This window comes from Mycobacterium venezuelense (assembly GCF_054919535.1).
The window spans coordinates 1-26,818 of record NZ_JBONDW010000015.1; the positions used below are offsets into that span (position 1 = coordinate 1).

Genomic DNA, 26,818 nt, shown 5'->3' on the forward strand with positions numbered 1-26,818 from the left:
CACTCGGTCCCAGCCGGCTTCCTGCACCGCACGCACCGACTTCTTGAACGCCTCGGGCAGCGTGACGGTGTGGGCATCGGGATCGAACACCGGCGGATTGCGGTCGCCCTCGGCGAACGAATCGGCGATCGGACCCTCGGCCAGGCGAGCCATCTCGTTGAGCATCTCGCGGGCCGTGTCGGCGTCCAGATCGCTGTAATCGCCGCTACCGAAGGCCTTGTCCACGCCGAAAACGTCGAACAAGTTAAAGGCCTGGTCACGGACATTGCTCTTGTAGTGGCTCACTATTCCTCCTCGGTGAGAATGCCACTTGAGGTTGGGTACTCCGGATAAGTTACCCACCAGTAACTGCGGCTAACTATACCGTCCAGTAACTTCAACGCAAAGCGGGCGCGAGCAATTTCCCGGACCTAACCAACCCAGTGGTTGATCGAGGTTCGTACCAGGCTCGCGAAAGCGCGCTGAACTGCGGTTTCGCGCGATTGTGAGGATCGTCACGAAACTGCCCGCTAGGGTGAGCGGATGCGTCGGATCGCGGTGTGGGGCACAGGCAACATGGGGGCAACTGCGATCCGGTCGACGGTCGCATTTCCCGGGCTTGAACTGGCCGCCGTCATCACCTCGTCGCAGGACAAAGTGGGTCGCGACGCAGCGACGTTTGCCAGGCTCGATCAAGACACCGGCGTCACGGCCACCGATGACATCGACGCCGCGCTGGCCGAATGCGATGCGGTGGCTTACATGTCCTCCGGTGATATCCGGCCCGATGAGGCGATCGCGGAAATTGAGCGTTGCCTACGTTCTGGCAAACATGTGGTGACGCCGTCGCTGTACTCGCTCTACGACCCGGCGTCCGCGCCGCCCGAGTGGGTCGAGCGGCTCACCGACGCCGCCGCGGCAGGCAACGCCGCCCTCTTGGTCAGCGGCGTCGACCCCGGCTGGGCCAACGACGCCCTGGCCGTTACGGCGGCCGGCTTGTGCACTCGCATCCGATCCATTCGGTGCCAGGAGATCTTCGACTACTCGACGTACAACCAACCGCACGCCGTCCGGGTGCTGTGCGGGTTCGGCGGTTCGATGGACGACGTCCCGATGATGCTGTTGCCGTCGATCCCGACCATGGTGTGGGGCGGCAATGTGCGGCTGATCGGCCGCGGCCTGGGTATGGAGATCGACGACATCACCGAGAAGGTCGAGCGGCTGCCGCTCGACGAGGCCGTCGACACCGTGCTCGGCCCCTTCGAGAAGGGCACGCAGGGCGCATTCCGCGTGCAGGTGATCGGCTGGTCGCAGGGCATCGAACGAGTCGTCGTCGACCACATCACCCGCATCGACCCGGCCTGCGCACCGGACTGGCCGCAACCCGACCAGGGCGTCGGCGACCATCGGGTGATCATCGACGGCGACCCGCAATTGAGCATCGTGGTGCGCGCCGACGTGCCGGGCGGCACCCGGGCCGACGGCGGTAACACCACCGCGGCCAACCGGTTGCTCGGCGCGATCGACTGGCTCGCCACCCAGAAGCCCGGCATCTACGACGGGCTCGACGTGCCGCTGCATCCGCCGCTGCCGGCCGAGGTGGAAGCGACGCGCTGGGCCTGACATTGCTCGCCCAAAAATGCCGAGTGGCCAGTTATCACACGCGAAACGCGAAAAGGCGTGTCACAACTGGCCACTCGACGGGTTAGTCCTCGGCATCGGGCAGCTGACTCACGAGATACTCGGCGAGCCCGCCGATCGTCGGATAGTCGAACACTGCCGTCGCGTTGAGCGTGAACTTGCCGCCGAACTGAGTGTGCAGCCGGTTGCGGAGTTCGATCGCCATCAGCGAGTCGGTGCCGAGATCCAGGAAGCGGCTGGTCGCGGCCGGCGGTGAGGCGAGCCGCAGGAAGTTCTGCACCTCCTTCTGCAGGAACTCGGTCACGAACCCGGCACGCTGCGGTACGGGGATCTCGAGCAGCTGCTTGAGAACCTCGCTGTCACCCACCACCTCACCGACGGCGCTCGGCAACACCAGGTCGAGGATCGGCGGACGCTGACTGCCCAGCACCTTCGCGGCACGTTGCCAGTTCGCCTTGATGACCGTGGCCTGGCCGGTTCCGTTTGCGATGACCTCGGCGAGCGCACTCAACGCAGCCGACGGTTCCAACGGAATCAGGCCTTGGGCACTGATATTGGCGGTCGCGGCCTCCGACGAGGCCATGCCGCCCCGCGCCCACGGACCGAAGTTGATTCCGGTGGCGGGCAGACCCTGCGCCCTTCGCTGCGCGATGAGGCCGTCGAGCAGTGCGTTGGCCGTCGCGTAGTTGGACTGACCGGGCGAACCGAACAGGCTCGACACCGACGAGGACACGATGAAGAAGTCCAGGTCGTCGTCCTTCGTCGAACGGTCGAGGTGCAATGCTCCGAATGACTTTGGCGCCAACGTCTTCCGGAAGCGCTCGAGGTTCTGCTGGCCCAACAGCGCATCGTCGAGCACACCGGCCAGATGCACGATGCCGGCGAGCGGCGGCAACTCCGCGCGGACCCGCTCCAACAGCCCGACAACCGCGGATTCCTCGCCGACATCGGCGGTGAAGACGTGGATGCGAGTCTTGTAGCGGTCGGTGATCTCCTCGATCACCTGATGAGCATCGGCGTCCGGAGCGCGCCGGCTGGTCAGCACGATGTCCCCGGCGCCGAGTTGAGCCAGATACGACGCGGTGTGCAGACCGATCGCACCGAGTCCGCCGGTGATCAGATAACTGCGATCGGGCCTGGGCTGCAGTGGATTCGGGATCTGCACCACGATCTTCCCGATGTGGCGCGCCTGCTGCATGCGGCGGAACGCGGTCCTCGCCTCGGCGAGCGGGTAGATCTCGGCGGGCAGCGGCTTCCAGTAGCTGCTGGCAAGTCCCTGCGACACCTGGGTGAGCAGGTCGCGAATACGGTCTGGCTCGGTGAACATCACCGTGTCCAACGCGACGATCTCGTAGGCGATGTCGGGTCGCGCCTCGGTCATCTGTTCGGGCGACCAGATGTCGCGTTTGGCGATCTCGGCGAAGCGGCCGTTCTGAGCGGTCGCCCGCAGGGTCGCCTCGATGAAGCCCTCGCTCGTCAGGCTGTTGAGCACCACGTCCACGCCGGCGCCGTCGGTGTCCGCCAAGATCTGGTCCGCGAAGTCCGTTGTCCGCGAGTCGTAGACGTGCTTCACACCCAGCTTGCGCAGGGTAGGGCGTTTGAAGGTGCTGGCCGTGGCGAACACCGTCGCACCGCACTGCTGAGCCATCTGGATGGCTGCCAGACCCACACCACCGCTGGCAGCGTGGATGAGCACCTTGTCGCCCGGCTTCAGTCGCGCCCAGTCGAACGCGAGCCGGACCGTCAACGCCGCGGCAGGAATCGTCGCGGCTTCCACTGCACTGACCCCATCCGGGATCGGTGCCACGAATTGGGCAGGCACGTTGAACCGGCTGGCGAACGCACCTTGCATGGAGCCGTAGACACGCTGCCCGACCTCGAGTCCGCTCACGCCGTCACCCAATTGCGTTACGACACCGGCGAAGTCGCCACCGATCGGGCCCGGGTCGCCCGGATAGAGACCCAGGACGTTGAGTACGTCGCGGAAGTTCAGCCCGGCCGCTTCCACTCGCACCTGCACATAGCCGTCGTCCGGCGGCGACACGTCCTTCTCGGTGATCCGGAGGTTGTCGATCGCGCCGCGTTCGGTGGGCGCCAGCACGTAGTCGCTGCCGCGCGGCACCGTGAGGTTGCCGCTGCGTGCCCACGGCAGCAACCGGGAAGCCAACAGCTTTCCCTGCCGCACCGCGATTTCCGGTTCCTCCACCGGCGTCGCCAGCAGATTGGCAACCACCTGCACGGCCTCTGGTGACCCGTCGCAATCGACGAGCTTGGTCCGCAGCGCCGGTTCCTCGTTGATCGTGGTGCGCCCGAATCCCCACAGCGACGCCTGCACCGGGTCGACCGGCTCACCGGACTCGGTGGCCACAGCCCGTTCGGTGACGATCCACAGACCGTTGGGGAGTCTCAAATCGCCTTGCACGGTGTGCACCGCGCCGAGAAGGTTGGCGATCTCGGCCTCCAGTCGTGCTTCGGCGTCAGCGGTGGACTCGCCTGCGCCAGGAGCGGCGGCGCGCCAGACGACACCGGAGAAGGGCAGACCGCGCTCCTGCGCCCCGGCCAGCACCTCGCTCAACTGCTGACCGGTGTTCCGATCGAACGGGATGCAACCCGGCACTTTCGCCGCAAGGTCGTCGAATCCGGCGATCAGCCAAGTACCGCTTGCCGTACCGGCCTCATCGGTCGGCGGCGGCGGGACCTCATGCCAGCCAAGGGTGTAGAGCAGGCGGGTGGCATCGCCGCCGAGGCCGCGCAGCAGCGCCTCGCGCGGTGCGCGCTTGACCGTGAACTCGCGAACGCCGCCCAGGCGACGACCGTCCCGATCGAGGTAGTCGAGATCGAAGACCTGCGTTTCGCTGTCGAGGGCGCTCTGGTGCCATCTCGCACGGCAGTAGAACCGCCGAGGCATCTTCTCCTTCAACGTCACCTGCCCATACCGCAGGGGCAGGAACAGGTCGTTGACGCCCTGTTCGGCCGCGAGAAGCGCCGGGAATGCGGGAAAGGCGACTCCGGTGCACAGGTCCATCAGCACCGGGTGCATCGGTTCAGATCCCAGTTGCTCGGCCAGTTCTTCACCGACGAGGATGTCGCCGATCGCCTCGCCGTCACCGAGCCACAGTGACTTCAGAGAACCGGACCAGGTTGGGCCCCAAGACAATTCCAAGTCGGCGAAGGTCTCGAACAGTTCCTGTGGACGCATGCGGTTCATGCGCTCGGTTGCTTCGTCGACGGGCTCCGCATCCTCGACAGCCGCCTCGTCGGTGCCGTCTGCGATGCCGCTCGCGACCGTGCCTTCGGCATTCAGCGACCAATCAGCGCCGCGTTCACCGTACGCCCGGCTGTGCACCTGGAATTTCCACTCACCGTCCTGCACTGGATGCAGTGTCAGTTGCACTTCGCGAGAAGCTTTCTCGGGCAGGATGATCGGCTCGTAGAAGAACACATCCTTTGCGTGCGCCGGGGTGCCGACCGCGGCCAGCGCCATGGCCGCATATGTTGCGCCGGGTACGACGACGGTCCCGTAGATGACATGGTCGGACAGCCACGGCTGAGACTTGACCGACAGCCTGCTGGTGTAGACCGAGTCGCCGGATGCCAGATCCTTGCCGCTGCCGAGGATGCCCGATCCAGCGGGGCCGTCGATCGTGATGGCGGCCGTCTTTGGCCAGAAGCGGCGGCGCTGGAACGGATAGGTGGGCAACTCCACCCGGTGCCGGGGATGGCGATGCAGCGCCGCGAAATTCGGTCGGTGTCCGCCGACATAGGCCGCGGCCAGTGCCTCGACGATCTGGCGCCGGTCGTCGATGCCCTTGCGCAACGAGACGATCGCGCGCGGCGCGGGCAAGTGCTCGGGCCAGACCTGAACGGCTGCCCCGGTCAGCACTGGTTGCGGTCCGATCTCCATCAACACCGAACAGCCGAGTGCCGCCACAGTGCGCACACTCTCGGCGAACTGCACCGGCTGCCGGGAATGGCGCCGCCAGTACTGAGCGTCGATCGGGTTCTGGGCCGTGAGTACCGCTCCGGTGCGGTTGCAGACGAGCGGCAACGTCGGGGCAGTGAACTGAACCTGCGCTGCGAACGACTCGAATTCGTCGAGCACGGGGTCCAGCAATTCCGAGTGGAAGGCATGGCTGGTTTGCAGCCACGTGCAGCGGATTCCCTCGTCCTCGAACTTGGCGACTGCTCGCTCCACATCGTCGCCTGGGCCCGAGAGCACGGTGTTCGGCCCGTTGTAGGCGCCGACCGACACGCGTGGGAACTCGCCCGCGATCGCCTCGACATGCTTGGGGTCGCTGAAGACCGCGACCATGCGCCCGCCGTCGGGAAGGCTGCCGAACAACCGACCGCGCTCGGCGATGAGGCGAGCGCCGTCTTCGAGGCTGAACACACCGGCCACACACGCCGCTGCGTACTGGCCAACGCTGTGTCCCAGCACCACGTCTGGCTCGATGCCCCACGACTGCCACAGCCGGGCCAGGCCCATCTCGACGGCGAACAGCGCCGGCTGCGCGAACGAGGTGTGCCGCAGGCGTTCTCCGACCTCGCGATCGGTCGCGAACATCACGTCGAGCAGCGGGCGCGGCAAGATGTCGTCGACCGCGTCGGCGCAGCGTTTCACAGTTTCGGCGAAAACCGGCTCGGCATCGAACAACTCACGTGCCATCCCCGGATACTGGCTGCCCTGTCCGGTGAACAGCCACGCAGTTGTCGGGTGTTGTGTGTGCTCGCCCCGCACGACGCCGGGGCGTGTGCGGTTTTCGGCCAGGTCGGCAAGCCCTTGACGCGCACTCTCGATCGAATCCACGACTAGCGCAGCGCGGTGCTCGAAGTGTGAACGGCCCGTGCCGGCGGTTCGGCACACCGCGGCGAGGTCGACGTCCGGGTGGGTCCCCAACCAGGCGCCATACCGTCGGGCCAGCTCCACGAGCGCTTCCGGCGACCGCGCAGACAGCGGGAGTACATCGACAGGGACGTGGGTGTCGGGCTCTACAGGCTCTGGAGTCGCTTCGTTGTCCGGACGTGCCGTGGTCGGCGCCTCTTCGATCAGCACGTGGGCATTCGTGCCGGTGAATCCGAACGAGCTCACGCCTGCGCGGCGCGGCCTGCCGTTGGGTTGCCACGGAACCGCCTTGTCCAGCACCCGCACCGGAAGGGAGTCCCACGGAATGTGCGGGGACGGGTTCTCGAAGTGCAGGCTCTGTGGCAACACCTCATGCTGCAGCGAGAGCACGACCTTGATCAGGCCCGCTGCGCCAGAAGCGGATTCGGTGTGGCCGATGTTGGTCTTCACCGATCCCATCAACAGCGGCCGGTCCGCGTCACGTGCGTCGCCGTAGGCGGCCGCGGCCGCCTGAACCTCGATCGGGTCCCCCAGCGGGGTGCCAGTCCCGTGTGCTTCGAGGTAGTCGACATCCCCGCCCGCCCAGCCGGCACGAGCCAGCGTCGCGCCGATAAGCCGTTGCTGTGCACCACCGTTGGGGACCGTCAAACCGCTGGACGCGCCATCTTGGTTGACCGCGCTCCCGGGAATGACCGCGCAGATACGGTCGCCGTCGCGCTGCGCGTCGCTGAGCCGCTTGAGTACGAGAATCCCGCAACCCTCACTGCGCACATAGCCGTCCGCCGAGGCGTCGAACGTCTTGCATCGCCCGACGGGGGAGAGCATCCGCGCGCGCGATGCCGCGACGACAGTGACCGGGCTCAACAGGACATTCACGCCGCCTGCCAAAGCCAGGTCGCAATCACCGGAGTGCAATGCCTGGCAGGCCTGGTGGACCGCCACCAAGGCCGAGCTGCATGCGGTGTCGACCGCCATCGCCGGCCCTTCGAATCCCAGCGCGAACGCGACCCGACCGGAGATGGCATTGAGGGCATTGCCGGTGATGAAGTACGGCTCGATCTTGTCGATCGACTCCGACGACAGCAGGTGCGCGTACTCGTTGGCGGCCACCCCGGCGAAGATGCCGGTTCGGCTGCCGCGCAAAGACGCCGGTGAATACCCCGCACGCTCCAGACCCTCCCAGACCGTTTCGAGCATCAGCCGCTGCTGAGGTTCGATCCAGACGGCTTCGCGTGGTGAGATACCGAAGAACTCGGGGTCGAATCCGTCTATGTCGTCGAGGAATCCACCGAAGCGGGTGTACGTCTTGCCTGCGGTTTCGGGATCCGGATCGTAGAACTCATCGATGTCGAAGCGATCTTCCGGAACCTCCCGAATCGCATCGATACCGCCCGACAGCACCTCCCAGAAGGCTTCCGGGTTGGGCGCGCCGGGGAAACGGCACGACACCGCGACGATGGCGATCGGTTCGTCGGTGCGCGTCGCGGCCGCCGACGCCGGCCGTTTGGCGGATGTTTGTTCCTTGAGCCCGAGCACGTCGCCGAGCAGGTAGTCGGCCACGTCGGAGATACGGGGGTGATCCATGACCAGCGTGATGGGAATCTCGCGGCCCACTCCTTGTTCGATGCGGCGTCGCAATTCGACGGCCATCAGCGAATCCATGCCGAGATCGAAGAACCCGGCGTCCTCGCGGACATCCGTGTCATCGACCCGCGTCACCTCGGCCACCGCGGCGCGAAGGTAGTCGGTGAGAAGTCTCTTGCGTTGCTGCACCGGGGCATTGGTGAGCCGCTCGACCAGCTCGGTCTTCCCAGCCGGCGTCACAGTCGACGACGTTTGCATCAGCGGGGCCGGCAACTCGCGCTCCAGCTCTGACAGGAACGCGCGTCGACCCGCCTGCTGATAGAGCGGAAGGAAGCGCGTCCAGTCGACGCGGGCCACTACTCCTTGGGCGGGGCCGGGAGCATCAGCGGCCGATACGGCGTCTGCCAGCCCCACCAGTGCATCGGCCGGCGCCAATGTCCGAATTCCGCGTTGCTCCAGGCGGGTACGGGCCTGCTCGTCTGCCATACCGGCCGACCAGGGGCCGAAGTTGACACTGACCCCATGGATGCCCTGCTGGCGCAGCCGCCAGGCCAACCCGTCGAGGAAGGCGTTCGCCGCACTGTAGGCGGTCTGGCCGAACCCACCCCAGACCGAGGCGATCGATGAGGTGCTGATGAAGAAGTCGAGCTTGAGGTCGGCCGCTGCCTCGCTCAGATGCCAGGCGCCCCAGACTTTTCCGGCGAAGACGCGATCCACTTCGGCTTGATGGGATTCGGCGTCGAGATCGCTGAGCGGCGTCGTCCCGACCTCACCGGCCGCGTGGACGATGCCGGCAAGTGGCGGCAGTTCGGCCTGGACCGTGGTCAGCAGGCGTGCGACGTCGTGCGCGTCGGCGACATCGGCGGCGACAACCCGGAGTTCGCAGTCGTATTGTGCGCTCAATGCGTCGATGCGCTGCTGTACGGCGTCGTCTGGCGCGCGCCGGCTGGTGAGCACCACGTGTTTGGCTCCGTGCGCGGCCAGGTATCCGGCGACCTCCAGCCCGATGGAACCAAGGCCGCCGCTCACCAGATACGTTGCGTCGTCTCGCAGTACGAGCTGCGCGCCGGTCGGTTGGTCGGCTCGACGAACCAGTCGGGGAACGTAGACCGCGCCGTCGCGCAGTGCGATCTGGTCTTCCCTGATGGCCGTGGCGCGCGGTGCCGCAATCGCATGGAAGAGCCGGGACCATTCGCCGGCCGTACCGGCGGACAGGTCGGCCAGACCGCCCCACAGCTGGGGAAGCTCGAGCGCCGCCGCGCGGCCGAAGCCCCACAAGCAACTCTGATCGGGCAATACGGTGTCGGTGTCGGTGACTCGCTGTGCCCGACGGGTGATCGCCCAGATGGGAACGCTCAGCTCTGCGGCGCCGGCGGCGCGGAAGAGTCGCCTCGTCCCGCCGAGGATTCGGTGCTGCATCCGGAGCAGCGTCCGCATCGAGGGTGCGGTCTTGGTGTCCTGGTCCACGTCGACAGCCGCGACGTGCACGATGCGCGGGCTCGCGCCGTCCGCCGCCGCGGTGCGCAGCGCGCTTGCGAGTCGTTCCTCGTCGGCGTCTGATGTCGGCAACCCGATGAAGCGATACTGCTCACCGCGCGCGATGAGCGCCTCGACCAGCGGCTGCAGGGATGGTGACTCATCGCCGATGACGATCCACGCGGAGCCCCCGCCGCTATCCGCTCCGGTGAGTGCGTCAGCGGTCTTCTCCCAGCGAAACTCATAGCGGTGGTCAGCGATGGACTGGGTCATGCGCTGCTGATTGTGCTGCGCCGCAAGTCTTCTCAGTACGGACAGAGTTTGTTGATCGCCGCCGCCGTCGAGGAGCGCCGCAAGCTCCTCGATGCGGCCGTCCTCCAGCAGCCCGACGGCGTGGGTGCGTGCAGCCCCAGGCGGCCGCTCGCCGCCGCTCTCCCGATCGTCACGGCGGTTGTCGGAAAACCAGTACTGGCGGCGCTCGAACGGATAGGTGGGCAGGTCGAGCTTTCGCGTGTGCGGTCCTCGGAAGGCGGCGAATTCGGGCAGGTGACCCGAGACGTACGCGTCGGCAACGGCTTCGATGATCTGCCGGTGATCGGCGGTGTTCCGGCGCATGGAGGTGATCGCGCGCGGGGTGGTGCCCGGGTCCGGCCATGCACTCAACGCGGCCGCGGTGAGCACCGGGTGTGGGCCGATTTCGATCAGCACCTTGCAGTTCAGATCGGAAAGGGTGCGCACGCTCTTCGCGAACTCGACCGGTTGGCGGGCATGACGGCGCCAGTAGGCGCCATCGAGCTTCACACTCCTGCCGAGTGCAACACCGGTGCGGTTGTCGATGAGGATCCGTTGTGGCGTGTTGAACGTGAACTGCTCGGCATACTTCTCGAATTCGTCGAGGATCGGCTCCAGCAGCGCCGAGTGGAACGCGTGGCTGGTGTCCAGCCAGTCGCACCGGACGCCGTCGGCCACGAGTCTGGCGACAGCCTTCTCCAGGTCTGGCGCGGGGCCCGACAGCACGGTGTTGGCCCCGTTGTATGCGGCGACCGAAAGCGCGGGGGACTCGTCGGTGAGACGTTCGACCCGTTCGGCTGCCGAGAACACCGCGACCATCCGGCCACCGGCGGGCAGGCTGCCGAAGAGGCGGCCGCGTTCGGCCATCAGCCGCGCGCCGTCCTCGAGGCTGAAAACGCCCGCCACGCAGGCAGCCGAATACTGTCCGACGCTGTGGCCGAGCACCACGTCCGGATCGAAGCCCCACGACTGCCAGAGGCGGGCCAAGCCCATCTCCACCGCAAACAACGCGGGCTGCGCGTAGGAGGTTTGCCGCAGCGTCTCCTCGGCATCCGCATCGTCCAGATCGAAAATCACGTCCAGCAACGGCTTTTCGAGAACATCGGCGACCACGGCCGCGCAGCGGTTCAACGTCTCGGCGAACACCGGTTCGGCGTCGAACAGTTCCCGTGCCATGCCGGGGTACTGGCTGCCCTGACCGGTGAACAGCCACGCCGTCTTCGGGGTGTCGTGGGTTTCCCCGCGGACCAGACCCGGCGCAGGGCGGTCGTCGGCCAGCGCGGCGAGCAGTTCGATCGCCGACTCTCTGGAATTCGCGACGAGCGCGGCGCGGTGTTCCAGGTGGGCTCGACCGGCTCCGGCGGTGAAGCACACGTCGGCCAAGCTGGATTGCGGATGCGCGCGCATCCAGTCGCGGTACTGCGCGGCGAGCTGTGTCAACGCGGCGGGCGTACGTGCGGAGAGCGGCAGGATGCTGAACCGCTCAGGAGCTTCGGCGGCGACATCCGGTTCGGGCTGCGCGACCGGATTCGGTCGCGCAGCGGGTAGTTCGGGAGCTTCTTCGATGATGACGTGCGCGTTCGTCCCAGCGAACCCGAATGAGCTCACACCCGCGATCCGCGGCCTGCCGTTGCGCGCCCAGGGAATGGTCTCCTTCACCACCTCAACCGGCAGTCGGTCCCACGGGATGTGCGGAGAGGGGTTCGCGAAATGGAGATGCTTCGGCAAAGTCTCGTTCTCGAGCGACAGGATGACCTTGATGACGCCCGCGATGCCCGCGGCAGCTTCGAGGTGTCCGATGTTCGTCTTCGCCGAACCGATCAGCAGCGGTTGGCCGGGATCGCGACCAACGCCGAGCACCGCACCTGCGGCCTGCGCCTCGATCGGATCGCCCAGCGATGTCCCGGTACCGTGTGCCTCCAGGTAGCCGACATCGCTGGGTTGCAGGTCGGCCCGTTTCAATGCATCGGCGATAACCCGTTGCTGCGCAACACCATTCGGCACGGTCAACCCACCCGATGCGCCGTCCTGGTTGATCGCGCTGCCGCGGATGACGGCCCGGATGCGGTCACCGTCGCGGACCGCGTCTTCGAGGCGCTTGACGACGATGACACCGCAACCCTCGCCGCGCACATACCCGTCCGCGGCCGCGTCGAACGTCTTGCACCGTCCGTCGGGCGCGAGCATGTGGGCACTGGAGAACGTGATCATGGTGGCCGGGGTGAGCAGGACATTCGCACCACCGGCCAGCGCGAGGTCACACTCGCCCAATTGCAGTGCCTGACAGGCTTGATGTATCGCGACCAGCGACGAACTGCACGCCGTGTCGACGGCGACCGCAGGACCCTGCAGGCCGAGCCGATAGCTGATCCGGCCTGCTGCCGCGGCATTCGACGTCCCGATGGCCATGTAAGCCTCGATCTCGGGATAGGTCAGCTCGTCAGATGCCATGCCCAGGTAGTCGTGGGTCGCCAGACCGACGAACACGCCCGTGTTGGTGTCGGCCAGAGCGGTGGGCGCGGTACCCGAATGTTCCACTGCGCGCCATGCTGTTTCCAGCAGAATGCGATGTTGCGGATCCATGAGTCTGACCTCACGCGTCGACATGCCGAAGAATGGCGCGTCGAATCCGGTCACGTCATCGACGAAACCCGCACGACGGGTTACGACCTTGCCGGGCGCGCCCGGCTCCGGGTCGAAGAACTCGTCGGCGTCCCAGCGGTCCTCGGGGATCTCCGACACCGCGTCGCGGCCTTCGCGCAACACTTCCCAGAACCCATCGGCGTCTGGAGCGCCCGGAAAACGCGCCGCATAGCCGACGATGGCAAACTTTGGCGCCTGCGTGTTCGGGTGTGCGGTGGAACCCATGCCGTTGTCCTCCTTGCATCGGCGGCATCGAACTGACTCCGCGATGACCCCGCGCGTCCCCCGAAGCGCGTGAAGATCGACTCGACGACACTATTGCACGCGGACCCGTCGCGTGTGCGGTTCGCTTTCCGCGTGAGGCTTTGCAGTACCGCTGTCGGACGACCGAGGGTACGTTGATGCCGCGAGGGGAACTGCCGGAATCGGCGACGGCTGATCGGGGCGTACGTGGGAGGGGCAGGTTTTGCGCATCGGGAAGATAACTGTTGGCGCACTTGATGAATGGTCGTTGAGCCCGGGCGCGGTTACGTCGTGGCATCCGACGGCAGCGGCTCAGGAAAGTGCGAGCCGAGCGCCGGTCAGCTCGGTGCCGGTTAGCTACATGCAGAGCCAACATCTGCGTAATTACTGCGAGAGGAGCGCCGCGGGTCTGAACTTCTCCCGGCAGATCATCGCGAGCTGCGAGGTGGCCGGCCAATGTGACATCGCGGCCATGGACCACGCCGTCAATGCATACCTACGTCGGCACGACACATTCCGCAGCTGGTTCGAAGAGGCTGATTCTGGCAAATTCGTCCGGCGTAGCATCGAAGACCCCATTGATATTGAATTCGCGGCCGTCGATCACGGTCACATGACCGTCGACGAAATACGCGCACACGTCGTGGCGATCCCGAATCCGCTGGAATGGGGCTGCTTCACCTTCGGAATTATCCAGAACGACAATTTTTTCACATTCTTCGCCGCCATGGATCACGTGCACGGGGATGCCACGTTGATCGGCACGACAATGATGGAAGCCAACGGCATGTATTCGGCGATGACGGGCGACGGCCAGGCCCTTGCGCTGCCTGATGCCGGTAGCTTCGACGACTTCTGTGTTCGCGAGCGCGAGTACGCGTCGGCGTTGACCCTGGATTCGCCCGGAGTGCGGGCCTGGCTCGACTTCGCCGAGAACAACAGCGACGGCTTTCCGGAATTCCCGCTGCCACTGGGCAATCCACATGATTCGACGCGAAGTGACATGACGTCCGAACTTCTGATGGACGCGGCTCAGACGGAACGGTTCGAATCGGCCTGCACCGCGGCGGGTGCGCGCTTCGTCGGCGGATTGTTTGCCTGCCTGGGCTTGGTGGAGCACGAGTTCACCGGTGCGCTCACGTATTACGGACTCACTCCGAGGGATTCCCGTACAGCCGGCGACAATTTCATGACGCAAGGTTGGTTCACCGGCCTGATTCCCATAACCGTTCCTGTCGCGGCAACCTCTTTCGGCGAGGCTGCCTGGGCTGCGCAGGCTTGTTTCGATTCGAGCCTCGACATGGCGAGAGTTCCGTATTACCGCGTACTGGAGTTGGCGCCGTGGTTGAACTGGCCACGGCCGAACTTCCCGGTGTCGAACTTCTTGCACGGTGGTGCCGCGCCGCTCAACGCCATCCTCGCCGCGGCCGACATGGGCCTTGCGAACAATATCGGCATCTACCCCGACGGGCGGTTCTCCTATCAATTGACTATCTATATCTTCCGCTACGGGGAAGGCACGTCCATGGCGATCATGCATCCCGACAACCCCGTTGCGAGGAAATCCGTCACCCGGTACCTGGCGGCGATGAAGTCGGTGTCCACCCGGGTTGCTGACATCGGGCACTGGGGACGCGTCGCCTAGCGGTGAGCAAAACGATGGCCATGGATTCTCCACGATGCACTCCGGCGCGAGGGTGAGGACGATATGCGACGGCTAGCTGATCTGGTGGTGCGATGGCCATGGGCGGTAATCGGGGTGTGGGTCGCGCTCGCGATCGCCCTGCCGCTGTCATTCCCGTCCCTCGGCGAGATGGCCCAGAAACATCCGCTCGCCATTCTTCCGAGCGATGCGCCGTCGAGCATCACGGCGCAGAAGATGACCGAAGCCTTCCAGGAACCCGGCAACGACAACCTGCTTCTCGTGGCGTTGATCAACGAGAACGGCCTGGAACCCGCTGACGAGGCGGCCTACCGCAAACTCGTTGACGCTCTGCACGACGACCAGATGGACGTCGTGTCGGTGCAGGACTTCCTCAACACCCCGCAACTGCGGCAGTTCCTGACGAGCGAGGACAAGACCACGTGGGTGTTGCCGGTGGGGCTCGCGGGGGAGTTGGGGACTCCGCGCGCGTTCGACTCGTTCAACCGGGTTGCCGAGGTCGTCAGGACCAATGTCGCGGGGAGTCACCTTGACGTGCATCTGACCGGCCCCGCGGCGACCGTCGCCGACCTCACCGTCGCGGGCGAGCAGGATCGGCTGCCGATCGAGATCGCGATCGCCGTACTGGTCCTCGCCGTGCTGCTGCTCGTCTATCGCAGTGCGGTGACGATGATGCTCCCATTGGTCACGATCGGGTCATCTCTGGTGATCGCGCAGGCACTGGTGTCGGGCTTTTCCCAGTTGACAGGTGCAGGTGTCTCGAACCAGTCCATTGTGTTCTTGAGCGCGATCATGGCCGGTGCCGGCACGGATTACGCGGTCTTCCTCATCAGCCGCTATCACGACTACCTGCGGATGGGCGCCGACTCCGATCAGGCGGTCAAGAAGGCGATGATGTCGATCGGGAAGGTGATCGCCGCATCCGCCGCCATGGTGGGCATCACCTTCCTCCTGCTGAGCTTCGCCAAGATGGGTGTGTTCAGAACGGTGGGCGTGTCGTCGGCGATCGGTATCGGCATAGCGTTCCTTGCCGGCGTGACATTGCTGCCCGCGATCCTGACGCTGGCCGGCCCGCGCGGGTGGGTCAAGCCGCGGCGCGAGCTGACCGCCGGCTTCTGGCGGCGGTCCGGGATCCGGATCGTTCGCCGCCCGGTGCCGCACCTTGCTGCCAGCCTTTTGGTGCTGGCACTGCTCGCCAGCTGCGCGATTTTTGCGGAGTTCAACTACGACGACCGCAAGGTGGTGTCGCCGTCGGCGCCGAGCTCGATCGGATACGCCGCCGTAGAACGCCATTTCCCCATCGCACAGTCCATCCCCGAATACATCCTGATCCAGTCGCCGCACAGCCTGCTCAATCCCCGGTCCCTCGCCGATCTGGAACAACTGGCCTCGCGTGTCGCGCAACTGCCGGACGTCGGTCTGGTCAGCGGCATCACCCGGCCCCTTGGGGAAGTGCCTGCCGAGTTCCGGGCGACGTTCCAGGCCGGCATCGTCGGTGACCGGTTGGCCGATGGCTCCGCCCAGATCGGCCAGCGCTCCAGCGACCTCAACAGGTTGGCGGCTGGCGCCGACACGCTCGCCGACAGCCTGGCCGACGTCCGCGCCCAGATCAACCAGATCGCCCCGAGCCTCGCGAGCATGGTGAACGCGTTCTCCTCGGTTCGCACCGAATACGGCGGGGACAAGCTGGTGCGCGACGTCGAGACCGCGGCCAAGCTCGTGCAGAGCGTCAATGCGCTCGCCAATTCGATGGGCGTCAACTTCCGCGCGGTCAAGGACATGTTCGGTTGGATCGGCCCGGTCCTCACCGCGCTGCAAGGCAACGCGGTCTGCGATGCCAATCCCTCCTGCCGCGACACCCGCATGCAGTTCCAGCGGCTGGTCGACGCGAACAACGACGGCAGTCTCGACCAGATCAACCAGCTCGCGCAAGAACTCCAGGGCGTTGATGACGCGCAGTCACTCAACTCGACGGTGAAAAGCCTGAACACCGCTCTCGCCAGCGTCAACAAGGCCGTCAACGCCATGGGGCTGGACAAACCCGGCGGCCCGCAGGCGGGCTTGAAGGACTTGCAGCAGGGCGCCAACCGCCTGGCCGGCGGCAGCCGGGAAGTGGCAGGCGGCGTCGACGAACTGGTCAAGCAGGTCAAGGTGATCGCGGCCGGGCTGAATGAGGCATCGGCGTTCCTGTTGACCATGAGGCACGACGCCGCGGATCCGTCGCAGGCCGGGTTCAACATTCCGCCGGAAGTGCTGGGTCTGGCCGACTTCCGGAAGGCTGCCTCGGCCTACGTGTCGCCGGACGGCCGCTCGGTGCGCTATCTGGTGCAAACCAAACTCAACCCGTTCAGCTCCGACGCGATGGACCAGGTCAATCAGATCCAGGACATCGCCCGCGGGGCCCAGCCGAATACCACGCTGGCCGACGCCACGATTTCGATGGGCGGGTTCCCTGCGGCACTGCGTGACACCCGCGACTACTACCAGCAGGACATCCGGTTCATCATCGCCGCGACGCTCATCGTCGTCCTGCTGACAATGATGTTGCTGTTGCGGGCGATCATCGCGCCGCTCTATCTCGTCGGGTCCGTGGTGGTCTCGTACTTCGCGGCGATCGGTATCGGGGTCCTGGTGTTCCAAGTCTTCCTCGGACAGCAGCTGCATTGGAGCGTGCCTCCGCTGGCCTTCGTGGTCTTGGTCGCGGTGGGCGCCGACTACAACATGCTGCTGGTGTCGCGAATGCGCGACGAGTCTCCGAACAGCATGCGTTACGGCATAATTCGCACGCTCGGTTCGACGGGCGGTGTGATCACCGCGGCGGGGTTGATCTTCGCCGCGTCGATGGGTGGTCTGTTGTTCTCCAGCATCGGCATGGTGGTCCAAGGAGGATTCCTGATCGGCGTGGGGATTTTGCTGGACACGTTCGTGGTGCGCACCATCACGGTGCCCGCCATCGCGGCCCTCGTCGGTAAGGCGAACTGGTGGCCATCAAGGTTGGAGTCGCGGAAGCCCCGCGCACGGCCGCCGGCCGCGAGCGCGTCGGCAGTTGCCGAGTGAGCGGGCACACGTCATGTATGTGAAACTACGAAGCGAAGCGGGCGATCAGGAGTGGCCATGAAGAAACTCCTTGCAGGACTTGCCGTGTTGATGACGACCAGCGTCAGCGGGGCGTTCGGCGTCCTTGGGACTGCGTCGGCCGATGAGACCCTGCTGCCCCCGCCACCGCCGCCTCCCGGCGGCCCGGCTGCCGGGACGCCGGAGAACCCAGGGACCGCGTACGCCTTGGGCGGCGCTCACGTCCTCGGCATTCCGTACGACGAGTACATCCGTATGACGGGCGAGCACTGGTTCCCCGGCATGAGGCGGACGAAGGTCGACTACCCGGCAGGTCAAGTTCAGGGGCACACCCTGGAACGGATATTCCCCGGTATCGGTGCGCTCGGAGAGCAGATCTATCCCGGCATCGGTCTCGACGGGCCCGACATCGGTGAATCGGTCGACGAGGGGGAGGGAAACCTCGACGCGGCGATCCGCAGCGGTGGCAAGGGAACGGCGATGGGGCTTTCCGAGGGAGCGCTCGTGGTCAACGCCGTGAAAGCGCGTCTGGCCAACGATCCGACCGCTCCGCCGCCGGATCAACTCAGCTTTGCGACGTTCGGTGATCCGATCGCCAAGCACCCGTTCGGCGAGAGTTTCCTGACCCAGAACTTTCCCGTCGGCAGCGTCGTACCGTCTATGGATTACCGCATACCGGCTCCCGTGGAAAGCCAGTACCACACAGATCAGTTCATCTCCGCCTACGACAGCATCGCCGACTGGCCGGACCGGCCGGACCACTGGATGAGCGTGATCAACTCGATCGCCGGGTTGGCCACCGGTCACACAGCGATCGCCTTCACCAATCCGAGCAATGTTCCGCCGCAGAACATCAGGACCACGGTCAACTCCAGGGGCGGAACGACGACGACGTACCTGGTTCCCGAGGAGCACCTGCCGCTGGTGCTGCCATTCAAGTACCTCGGCTACGACCAGGACACGCTCAACAAGCTGGACGCGGTGCTGCTGCCCATGGTGGACGCGGGTTATTCACGCAACGACGATCCGGCGACCGCACCGATCACGGTGGACCCGGTGAACGGCTTCGACCCGGCGGAGGTGACCGCACCGGCCAACGAGGCGACCTTTGGCGGCGGCACCGATCCGATGTCGGAGTTGGTCAACACCGCCCTGTCGCTGCTGAACCCGCAAGGCGGTGGCTCGTGATGTCCGCCCAGTCAACGATTCTCTCGATGCTGCACGGACGTGCCAGCCTGCGCCCCGACGGCGAAGCCTTCACGTTCACCGACTACACCGACAACCCGGACGGTGTCTCCGAGACCCTGACCTGGTCGCAGCTGTCTCGGCGAACGATGAATGTCGCACGCGAGATCAGTGCGCACGGTTCAGCCGGTGACCGGGCGGTGATCCTGGCGCCCCAGGGCCTCGAATACATCCTGGCGTTCCTGGGATCCATGCAGGCCGGACTCATCGCGGTTCCGTTGCCACTGCCTCATCGCGGCTCGAGCCACGACCGGGTGAGTGCGGTGTTCGCCGATACCGCACCGTCGGTTGTTCTTACGACGTCCTCGGTTGCCCAGGATGTCGGCGATTATGTGGACCGGTCGCGCCTGGACACCGCGCCGAAGATCGTTCAGATCGACTCGTTGGATTTCGATGCCGACGACGACGCTGCGAGTCTCGGCGCGGTTGAGTGCCCGGAGACGGCGTATCTGCAGTACAGCTCGGGTTCCACGCGGCTGCCGACCGGTGTCATGATCTCGCATCGCAACCTGCAGACCAATTTCGAACAGTTGATGCGCTGCTTCTTCACGGATGCAGACCGCAACGCGATAATGGACGCGACGATCGTGTCGTGGTTGCCGTTCTATCACGACATGGGCCTCGTGCTGGGTGTCTGCGCACCGATCCTGAGCGGCTATCGCGCCGTGTTGACGAGTCCTGTTGCGTTCCTGGAGAAGCCGGCCAGGTGGATACGAGCGCTGGCCGAGAACGCCCATTCGTTCTCGGCAGCGCCCAATTTCGCCTTCGGCCTCGCGGCTCGCAAGACTAAGGACGCGGATCTGGCCGGGCTCAACCTGGGCGGCGTGGTGGGTATCATCAACGGCGCCGAGCGGGTCGAACAGGCCACCTTGGAGCGTTTTGCAGATCGGTTCGCCCACTTCGCTTTTCGGGACAACATGCTGCGTCCGTCGTACGGATTGGCTGAGGCAACGGTATTCGTGGCCACCGGTACGTGGAGCGAGTCGTCGGACGTCGACAGCTTCGATGCCGACGAACTCTCTGCCGGCAGGGTCCGGCGGTGTGAATCCGGAACCGGCACTGCGCTGGTCAGATACAACCTTCCGCAGTCACCGGTGGTGCGCATCGTCGACGTCGAGTCGCACCAGGAATGCGCGCAGGACCTGGTCGGCGAGATCTGGGTCCACGGCGACAATGTCGCGGCCGGCTACTGGGGCCGCTCACCGGAGGAACAGCAGTGCTTCGGCGCCACACTCGTCGACCCCACGCCCGGCACGCCTGACGGACCCTGGCTGAAAACCGGTGACCTGGGCTTCATCTCGGATGGTGCGCTGTTCATCGTCGGGCGCATCAAGGATCTACTGATCATCCGCGGACGGAATCACTACCCCGAGGACATCGAGGCCACGGTCCAACAGATCACCGGTGGCCGGGTTGCGGCGATCTCGGTGCCGGTGAACAGCACCGAGAAGCTGGTGACCGTGGCCGAGGTGAAGAAGCGGGAAGAGTCGACCGTCGAGGCGGTGCACTGGCTCAAGGAGATCAAGACCAATGTCACGTCCGCAATCTCCAACGCGCACGGGTTGAATCTCGGGGATCTCGTCCTTGTGTCTCCGGGCTCGATTCCGACGACCACGAGTGGCAAGGTTCGGCGCGCCGCTTGCGTCGAGCAGTACCGGCAGGACGAATTCACCCGTTTGGACGCCTGAGCGCGTTCAGAGACCGGCGAACCCCACGGCGAGCAGTACAAAGCCGACCGCGGCCAGCAGGACAGCCACCCCGCGGCGGCGCCGCGCCTGCAGCCAGTCGTTCAGTGCCGACAGAGTCGCGCGGGTGCGCTCCGGCGCGATCAGGAAGGAGATCAGCGGGATCTCGACGAGTCCGAACGCCACCACGTTGAACAGCAGCAACGCGCCGACCTGGGTCGCGGCCGCGGCACCGGACGCGACGATGAGCGCCAGGGCCGCGAGATAGTCGACCGACGGCAGCGCGATGCCGAGGCCCGCGGCGCCCGCCGTCCACAGCGAACGGCCGTTGAGTAGTTGCCGGGCGCGCGTCGCGAGCAGCCCCGGTTCTCGGGGCCCGGGTTTGGGCTCCAACACACCCGCAGCGACCACCGCAGCGGTCACCAGCACCACGACGCCGACCAGGATCTGCACCCTGGGCAGGGTGAAATGTGCCGAACCCAACGCGGGCCGCAGCAGGAACAGCACGATGACGCCCACCGCGGTGCCCATCGCGAACCCGCCGGCCAAGAAGGTGAGTAGTTGCAGCAGTGGCTTGGGCCGGTTGAGCATCACGACGGTCATCCCGATCCGGAACGGTTCCAGGCTGACCGCAACGGCCATCGCGAGCAGCGGAATCCACATGATGCGGGTCAGGTTACCGGCGTGCCTGTCCTACGCAGTTGCGTTCACAACGATTCCGAACCTGGCAGGCGCACACCCGTACGTGTGAAGATGGAGGTGCTATGAGCGCAACAGATCTGAGCCCGACGTCGCTGCGTGAAGCGTTCGGCCACTTCCCGACCGGTGTCATCGCGATTGCGGCGGAGGTGGACGGCACCCTGGTGGGCCTTGCCGCCAGCACGTTCGTGCCGGTGTCCCTCGATCCGCCGCTTGTGTCGTTCTGCGTACAGAACTCCTCGACCACGTGGCCGAAGCTCAAGGATCTGCCGTCACTGGGCATCAGCGTCCTCGGGGAGTCCCACGACGCGGCCGCGCGGACCCTGGCCGCCAAGACCGGGGACCGGTTCGCCGGCCTGGAGACCGAGTCACGCGAAAGTGGCGCCGTGTTCATTCATGGCACCAGTGTGTGGCTGGAGAGCGCAATCGAACAACTGGTGCCGGCCGGCGATCACACGATCGTCGTGCTGCGGGTCAGCGATATCACCGTGCACGACGACGTCGCGCCAATCGTGTTCCACCGCAGCACGTTCCGCCGACTCGGCGGCTAGAGCTCCGGGCGGTTACGGACGCTGCGCGAGCTCTTCGCGATATCGGGCGATGCGCTCTTCGATCTCGCTCGCGTCAGCAGTACGGCCCTCCTTGCGGGCCAACTGAGCCCGGGTCGACAACTCCCGGATCGCAGTGCGAATGTCGTTGACGCTGTGGGTATGTCCCATACTCATGAGCTGCCTTTCGACGGTGATTGGCTGCTGTGTCGAGCCTACGCGCGTCTCATACCCCAGTCCGCGAATGTGAAAACGGCCGGACATACCTATCTGACGTTGTGAATACGGGGGGCGGCTCAGGGTTCGGCATAGTCGTCTGTGCACTGTGCCGAACGTGCAGGGTTTTGCGCCCCCGAGCCGAGATCATCACAACAGGTTGCACGCTCGTCACAGCAATCGACCCACCACCCACCGACAGACTCTTCGCGCGAGCGCTCATCGCCGGAACAGCTTGTTGCCCAACCACACAATCGGGTCATACTTGCGGTCCACCACGCGCTCCTTCATCGGGATCAGCGCGTTGTCGGTGATCTTGATGTGCTCGGGGCACACCTCCGTGCAGCACTTCGTGATGTTGCAGAAGCCCAGCCCGAACTCGTCCTGAGCCATGTCCTTGCGGTCGAGCGTGTCCAGCGGATGCATGTCCAATTCGGCGACGCGCATCAGATACCGCGGGCCGGCGAACGCCTGCTTGTTCTCCTCATGGTCGCGCACCACGTGGCAGGTGTTTTGGCACAGGTAGCACTCGATGCACTTGCGGAACTCCTGCGAGCGCTCCACGTCCACCTGCTGCATGCGGTACTCGCCGGGCTGCAGTTCCTTCGGCGGGGCGAACGACGGGATCTCGCGTGCCTTCTCGTAGTTGAAGGACACATCGGTCACCAGATCCCGCATGACTGGGAATGCCCGCAGCGGTGTCACCGTGACCGTCTCGGCCGGGTCGAACGTCGACATCCGCGTCATGCACATCAGCCGGGGCCGGCCGTTGACCTCAGCCGAGCAGGACCCGCACTTGCCGGCCTTACAGTTCCACCGCACGGCCAGGTCAGGAGCCTGGGTGGCCTGGAGCCGGTGAATGATGTCGAGCACCACTTCGCCGTCGTTGACCTCGACGGTGAAGTCCTGCAGGCCGCCGCCGGTGTCGTCACCTCGCCAGACTCGCAAACTCGCTTCATACGCAGCCATCTCAGCCCTTCCGTTCGGGGTGCTCGGCCAGTTCAGCGTCGGTGTAGTACTTCTCCAGTTCGGAAAGCTCGAAACAACCCAGCAGGTCGGGCCGCATCGGAACCTGCGGTTCGGGCGTCACCGACACGTCGGGCACCACGGGATCGTCGGTCTCGACCGCACGGCACACCAGCAGGGTGTTGCGCCAGTTGGCATCCATCTCCGGGTAGTCGTCGCGGGTGTGTCCGCCGCGGCTTTCGGTGCGCTGCAGCGCTGCCTTGGCGACGCATTCGCTGACCAGCAGCATGTTGCGCATGTCGATCGCCAGGTGCCAGCCCGGGTTGAACACGCGCCCGCCCTCGACGGTGACATTGGCGTAGCGGGCCTTGAGCTCGGCGAGCTTGGCCAGCGCCGCCTCGATCTCCTCTTCCTTGCGGATGATGCCGACCAGGTCGTTCATCGACTGCTGGAGCTCGGCGTGCAACGTGTACGGGTTCTCGGGGTTGTCGTGCTTGTCGAACGGTGCGAGCGCCAGCCGGGTGGCGTCCTCGACGGCGGCCTCGGTGACCTTCGGCCGGTCGGACAGCGCGCGCACGTACTCCGATGCACCGAGGCCGGCGCGACGGCCGAACACCAGCAGATCCGACAGCGAATTACCGCCCAGCCGGTTCGAGCCGTGCATGCCGCCGGAGCACTCGCCCGCCGCGAACAGTCCGGGTGTCGCACCCTCCCCGGTGTCCGGGTCGACCTCGATGCCGCCCATCACGTAGTGGCAGGTCGGTCCGACCTCCATCTCGTCCTTGGTGATGTCGACCTCGGCCAGCTCGATGAACTGGTGATACATCGAGGGCAGCCGCCGCTTGATCTCCTCGGGAGGCATGCGGGACGCGATGTCCAGGTACACGCCGCCGTGTGGCGAGCCGCGGCCTGCCTTGACCTCTGAGTTGATCGCGCGGGCCACCTCGTCGCGGGGGAGCAGGTCAGGGGTGCGCCGGGCCGAATCGTTGTCCTTGAGCCACTGGTCGGCCTCCTCCTCGGTCTCGGCGTACTGGCCTTTGAAGACGGAGGGGATGTAGTCGAACATGAAGCGCTTGCCCTCGGAGTTCTTGAGCACTCCGCCGTCACCGCGCACACCCTCGGTCACGAGGATGCCCTTCACCGAGAGCGGCCACACCATGCCCGTCGGGTGGAACTGGATGAACTCCATGTTGATCAGGTTCGACCCGGCCCGCAGCGCCAGGGCATGGCCGTCACCGGTGTACTCCCAGGAGTTCGACGACACCTTGAAGGACTTGCCGATGCCGCCGGTCGCCAGCACCACCGCGGGCGCCTCGAAGAGCACGAAACTGCCCGTCTCGCGCCAATATCCGAATGCCCCCGCGATGCGGTCGCCGTCTTTGATCAGTTCGGTGATCGAGCATTCGTGGAAGACCCGGATCCGTGCGTCGTAGTCGCCGAGTTCGCGCTTGTCCTCCTGCTGCAGCGACACGATCTTCTGCTGCAACGTACGGATGATCTCCAGGCCGGTGCGGTCACCGACGTGGGCCAGTCGCGGGTAGGTGTGGCCGCCGAAGTTGCGCTGGCTGATCCGGCCGTCCTTCGTCCGGTCGAACAGCGCACCGTAGGTCTCCAGTTCCCACACCCGGTCGGGCGCCTCTTGCGCGTGCAACTCGGCCATCCGCCAGTTGTTGAGGAACTTGCCGCCGCGCATGGTGTCACCGAAGTGCACCTGCCAGGAGTCCTTGGTGTTGACGTTGCGCATGGCCGCGGCGCACCCACCCTCGGCCATCACCGTGTGGGCCTTGCCGAACAGTGATTTCGTCACCACCGCAACCCGCAAGCCCCGTTCGCGCGCCTCGATCACCGCACGCAAACCCGCCCCGCCGGCACCGATCACGACAACGTCGTAGGAGTGCCGTTCGAGTTCAACCATTAATCCTCGCTTGTTCTTTGAGTGTTATTGCTAACCAATGAATCTGAGGTCGGAGATGGTGCCGCTGGCGACCAGCATGATGTAGAAGTCGGTCAGCACCAGGGTGCCGAGCGTGATCCAGGCGAACAGCATGTGCCGGGTGTTCAGCTTGCTGACCTGGGTCCACATCCAGTACCGGACAGGGTGTTTCGAGAAGTGCTTGAGCCGCCCGCCGGTCACGTGCCGGCAGGAGTGGCAGGACACGGTGTAGACCCACAGCAGGATCACGTTGACGACGAGAATGACGTTGCCCAGGCCGAATCCGAAGCCGCTGGGCGAGTGGAACGCGACGATGGCGTCGTAGGTGTTGACCAGCGAGACGAGGACGGCGGCGTAGAAGAAGTACCGGTGTGCGTTCTGCAGGATGAGCGGAAAGCGCGTCTCCCCGGTGTATTTCGCGTGCGGCTCGGCCACCGCGCATGCGGTCGGCGACTGCCACACCGACCGGTAATAGGCCTTGCGGTAGTAGTAGCACGTGAGCCGGAAGGCGAGCAGGAACGGCAGCGAGATGAAGGCCATCGGGATGAACCACGGAAGTTCACCGACCCACTGGCCGAAGTGGCTCGATCCCGGTGCGCACGCGGTGCTCACGCACGGCGAATAGAACGGGGTGAGGTAGTGGTAGTCCTCCACCCAGTAGGCACTGCCCCAGAAGGCCCGGACCGTGGCGTAGACGACGAACGCCGCGAGCCCCAGGTTGGTCAATAGTGGTGCCTGCCACCACCGGTCGGTCCGTAGGGTGCGCTGGGGGATCTGAGCTCGCTTCGACGAGAAGACCCCGGTAGCGCGACGGTCAGCGGTGGGTGCGCTCACGGTTCCCTTTCTGAGGTTCAGTTGTTGCGGTGGGCGTCAAACGCCCACGCGCTCATCGATATCCGCCGAGACCTTCGTCGGCGACGTCCTGCCAGAAATCGCTTCCGTACTGGGTGTCGGGAATGGCGATCTTCTCGGCGCCCTGCCGCTGCCGGGTTACCCCGTGGCGCATCTCCAGCTCTTCGGCGTCGATGTCGAGCCGCTCTATGTCGTTGAGGATTCGTTCGGCATCATTGACGACGCGACGCATGGCCGGGGAGTCCCCGTACTTCGAAGCAAGCGTGGTGACGCAACGACGCATATCGCCGATCAGATTGTGCAGTTCGGCGAATTCGGTGGTGCTGGACAAGTGACCTCCTTGGGCTGAAGGGTGTCATGGCTCACAGTACGACAACCAATGCTAGCCACGTCACCGAGTTGAGAGTGACACAGGTCACGTTGAAGGGTCGGAGGTTTTTGCATGTTGTCTCAACAGGTTCTGCAGGAACGGGCGTCGGCGCTGCTGGCGCTGCACCAGCCCGGTAACCCCGGCGTCCTGCCAACGGTCTGGGACGCCTGGTCGGCCAATCTGGCCGTCGAAGCGGGGTTCGCCGCACTCACCGTGGGTAGCCACCCGGTGGCCGATTCAATCGGTAAGGCCGACGGCGAGGTGATGACGTTCGACGATCTGCTCACGCGCGTGCGTCAGATCACCGACGCCGTCGATGTTCCGGTGTCGGTGGACATCGAATCGGGCTACGGCGAGGCCCCGGCTCGCATCATCGAGGGATTGTTGGACGTCGGAGCGGTGGGTTTCAACCTCGAGGACACCGTGCACAAGGACGGTGGTCGGCTGCGCACCCCTGACGAGCACGCGGCACTGGTCGGTGAATTGCGTACGGCGGCCGACGCGGCCGGGGTTCACGTGGTGATCAACGCGCGTACCGACCTGTTCCTGCGCAACGACGGCGACGACGCCGATCGGGTGGACCGCGCGATCGCCCGGCTGACGGAGGCGGCCGCCGCCGGTGCGGATTCCCTGTTCCCGGCCGGCCTGCGGGATCCGGAAGGATTGGCGCGCTTCACTTCTGCGGTGCCACTGCCGGTCAGTGTGACCGTGCCGCCCGACACGGCGGACCGGGCCGAGTTGGCGGCTCTGGGGGTCGGCCGCATCACCTTCGGCCCCTTCCTGCAGTGGGCGCTGTCGGCTCAGGCCAAGGAGATTTTGTCGCGCTGGACTTAGCTCGTCTCGCCTCCGGGGTGGCCGTCCCGTAG

The 26,818-nt window shown here is 65.5% G+C and carries 15 protein-coding genes; 7 read left to right on the forward strand and 8 right to left on the reverse strand.

What is annotated here, in order from left to right:
• On the reverse strand, positions 1-285 hold a 285-nt coding region (locus ACRCUN_RS22845), incomplete at its 3' end, for an acyl-CoA dehydrogenase N-terminal domain-containing protein (RefSeq protein ID WP_462143908.1).
• 237 nt (positions 286-522) lie between these two features.
• On the opposite strand from ACRCUN_RS22845, the gene ACRCUN_RS22850 reads away from it, so the two are divergent.
• Entirely contained in the window at positions 523-1,602 is a 1,080-nt protein-coding gene (locus ACRCUN_RS22850; protein ID WP_462143909.1) for an NAD(P)H-dependent amine dehydrogenase family protein, read from the forward strand.
• Positions 1,603-1,684: 82 nt separating this feature from the next.
• Here ACRCUN_RS22850 and ACRCUN_RS22855 read toward each other — a convergent pair whose 3' ends face one another.
• The gene (locus ACRCUN_RS22855; protein ID WP_462143910.1) at positions 1,685-12,682 is read right to left on the reverse strand and encodes an SDR family NAD(P)-dependent oxidoreductase; all 10,998 of its coding nucleotides are present in this window, start codon (positions 12,680-12,682) and stop codon (positions 1,685-1,687) included.
• A gap of 241 nt (positions 12,683-12,923) precedes the next feature.
• Here ACRCUN_RS22855 and ACRCUN_RS22860 point away from each other — a divergent pair, with 241 nt between their 5' ends.
• The 4 genes from ACRCUN_RS22860 to ACRCUN_RS22875 all read left to right on the forward strand — a co-directional run bounded on the left by ACRCUN_RS22860 (position 12,924) and on the right by ACRCUN_RS22875 (position 20,371).
• Complete coding sequence (locus ACRCUN_RS22860; protein ID WP_462143911.1) at positions 12,924-14,345, forward strand: condensation domain-containing protein; 1,422 nt, start codon at positions 12,924-12,926, stop codon at positions 14,343-14,345.
• A gap of 63 nt (positions 14,346-14,408) precedes the next feature.
• Entirely contained in the window at positions 14,409-17,420 is a 3,012-nt protein-coding gene (locus ACRCUN_RS22865) for an MMPL/RND family transporter (protein ID WP_462143912.1), read from the forward strand.
• Between the two features lie 57 nt (positions 17,421-17,477).
• Positions 17,478-18,626: an acyltransferase PE gene (gene pe, locus ACRCUN_RS22870; protein WP_462143913.1), complete on the forward strand. Its 1,149-nt coding sequence runs from the start codon at positions 17,478-17,480 to the stop codon at positions 18,624-18,626.
• Positions 18,626-20,371 carry an AMP-binding protein gene (locus tag ACRCUN_RS22875; RefSeq protein ID WP_462143914.1) on the forward strand — a complete coding sequence of 582 codons (1,746 nt, stop codon included), beginning with the start codon at positions 18,626-18,628 and terminating at the stop codon, positions 20,369-20,371. The genes pe and ACRCUN_RS22875 overlap by 1 nt, the downstream gene beginning before the upstream one ends.
• Before the next feature lie 6 nt (positions 20,372-20,377).
• Here the strand turns inward: ACRCUN_RS22875 and ACRCUN_RS22880 are convergent, their stop codons facing one another.
• Positions 20,378-21,031, reverse strand: coding sequence for a GAP family protein (locus tag ACRCUN_RS22880; RefSeq protein WP_462143915.1), 654 nt, complete (start codon positions 21,029-21,031; stop codon positions 20,378-20,380).
• A 101-nt stretch (positions 21,032-21,132) separates the two neighbouring features.
• On the opposite strand from ACRCUN_RS22880, the gene ACRCUN_RS22885 reads away from it, so the two are divergent.
• Entirely contained in the window at positions 21,133-21,618 is a 486-nt protein-coding gene (locus ACRCUN_RS22885; protein WP_409506392.1) for a flavin reductase family protein, read from the forward strand.
• 12 nt (positions 21,619-21,630) lie between these two features.
• Here the strand turns inward: ACRCUN_RS22885 and ACRCUN_RS22890 are convergent, their stop codons facing one another.
• The 5 genes from ACRCUN_RS22890 to ACRCUN_RS22910 all read right to left on the reverse strand — a co-directional run bounded on the left by ACRCUN_RS22890 (position 21,631) and on the right by ACRCUN_RS22910 (position 25,913).
• Positions 21,631-21,792 (reverse strand): hypothetical protein, encoded by a 162-nt coding sequence (locus ACRCUN_RS22890; RefSeq protein WP_110775225.1) that lies wholly within the window; start codon positions 21,790-21,792, stop codon positions 21,631-21,633.
• 258 nt (positions 21,793-22,050) lie between these two features.
• On the reverse strand, positions 22,051-22,800 hold the full coding sequence (locus ACRCUN_RS22895; RefSeq protein ID WP_462143916.1) for a succinate dehydrogenase/fumarate reductase iron-sulfur subunit: 750 nt from the start codon (positions 22,798-22,800) through the stop codon (positions 22,051-22,053).
• A gap of 1 nt (position 22,801) precedes the next feature.
• Positions 22,802-24,712, reverse strand: a complete 1,911-nt coding sequence (locus ACRCUN_RS22900; RefSeq protein WP_462143917.1) for a fumarate reductase/succinate dehydrogenase flavoprotein subunit — start codon at positions 24,710-24,712, stop codon at positions 22,802-22,804.
• 30 nt (positions 24,713-24,742) lie between these two features.
• Positions 24,743-25,564, reverse strand: coding sequence for a succinate dehydrogenase subunit SdhC (locus tag ACRCUN_RS22905; protein WP_462143918.1), 822 nt, complete (start codon positions 25,562-25,564; stop codon positions 24,743-24,745).
• 52 nt (positions 25,565-25,616) lie between these two features.
• Positions 25,617-25,913 (reverse strand): Rv0250c family protein, encoded by a 297-nt coding sequence (locus ACRCUN_RS22910; protein WP_067848143.1) that lies wholly within the window; start codon positions 25,911-25,913, stop codon positions 25,617-25,619.
• Between the two features lie 111 nt (positions 25,914-26,024).
• Between ACRCUN_RS22910 and ACRCUN_RS22915 the strand changes: the two genes are divergently transcribed.
• On the forward strand, positions 26,025-26,786 hold the full coding sequence (locus ACRCUN_RS22915; RefSeq protein WP_462143919.1) for an isocitrate lyase/PEP mutase family protein: 762 nt from the start codon (positions 26,025-26,027) through the stop codon (positions 26,784-26,786).
• Positions 26,787-26,818 lie beyond the last annotated feature (32 nt).

Coding starts and splice junctions, on each gene's coding strand:
- ACRCUN_RS22850 (WP_462143909.1), top strand. CDS start 523: ATGCGTCGGATCGCGGTGTGGGGCACAGGCAACATGGGGGCAACTGCG.
- ACRCUN_RS22855 (WP_462143910.1), bottom strand. CDS start 12,682: ATGGGTTCCACCGCACACCCGAACACGCAGGCGCCAAAGTTTGCCATC.
- ACRCUN_RS22865 (WP_462143912.1), top strand. CDS start 14,409: ATGCGACGGCTAGCTGATCTGGTGGTGCGATGGCCATGGGCGGTAATC.
- pe (WP_462143913.1), top strand. CDS start 17,478: ATGAAGAAACTCCTTGCAGGACTTGCCGTGTTGATGACGACCAGCGTC.
- ACRCUN_RS22875 (WP_462143914.1), top strand. CDS start 18,626: ATGTCCGCCCAGTCAACGATTCTCTCGATGCTGCACGGACGTGCCAGC.
- ACRCUN_RS22880 (WP_462143915.1), bottom strand. CDS start 21,031: ATGTGGATTCCGCTGCTCGCGATGGCCGTTGCGGTCAGCCTGGAACCG.
- ACRCUN_RS22885 (WP_409506392.1), top strand. CDS start 21,133: ATGAGCGCAACAGATCTGAGCCCGACGTCGCTGCGTGAAGCGTTCGGC.
- ACRCUN_RS22890 (WP_110775225.1), bottom strand. CDS start 21,792: ATGAGTATGGGACATACCCACAGCGTCAACGACATTCGCACTGCGATC.
- ACRCUN_RS22895 (WP_462143916.1), bottom strand. CDS start 22,800: ATGGCTGCGTATGAAGCGAGTTTGCGAGTCTGGCGAGGTGACGACACC.
- ACRCUN_RS22900 (WP_462143917.1), bottom strand. CDS start 24,712: ATGGTTGAACTCGAACGGCACTCCTACGACGTTGTCGTGATCGGTGCC.
- ACRCUN_RS22915 (WP_462143919.1), top strand. CDS start 26,025: ATGTTGTCTCAACAGGTTCTGCAGGAACGGGCGTCGGCGCTGCTGGCG.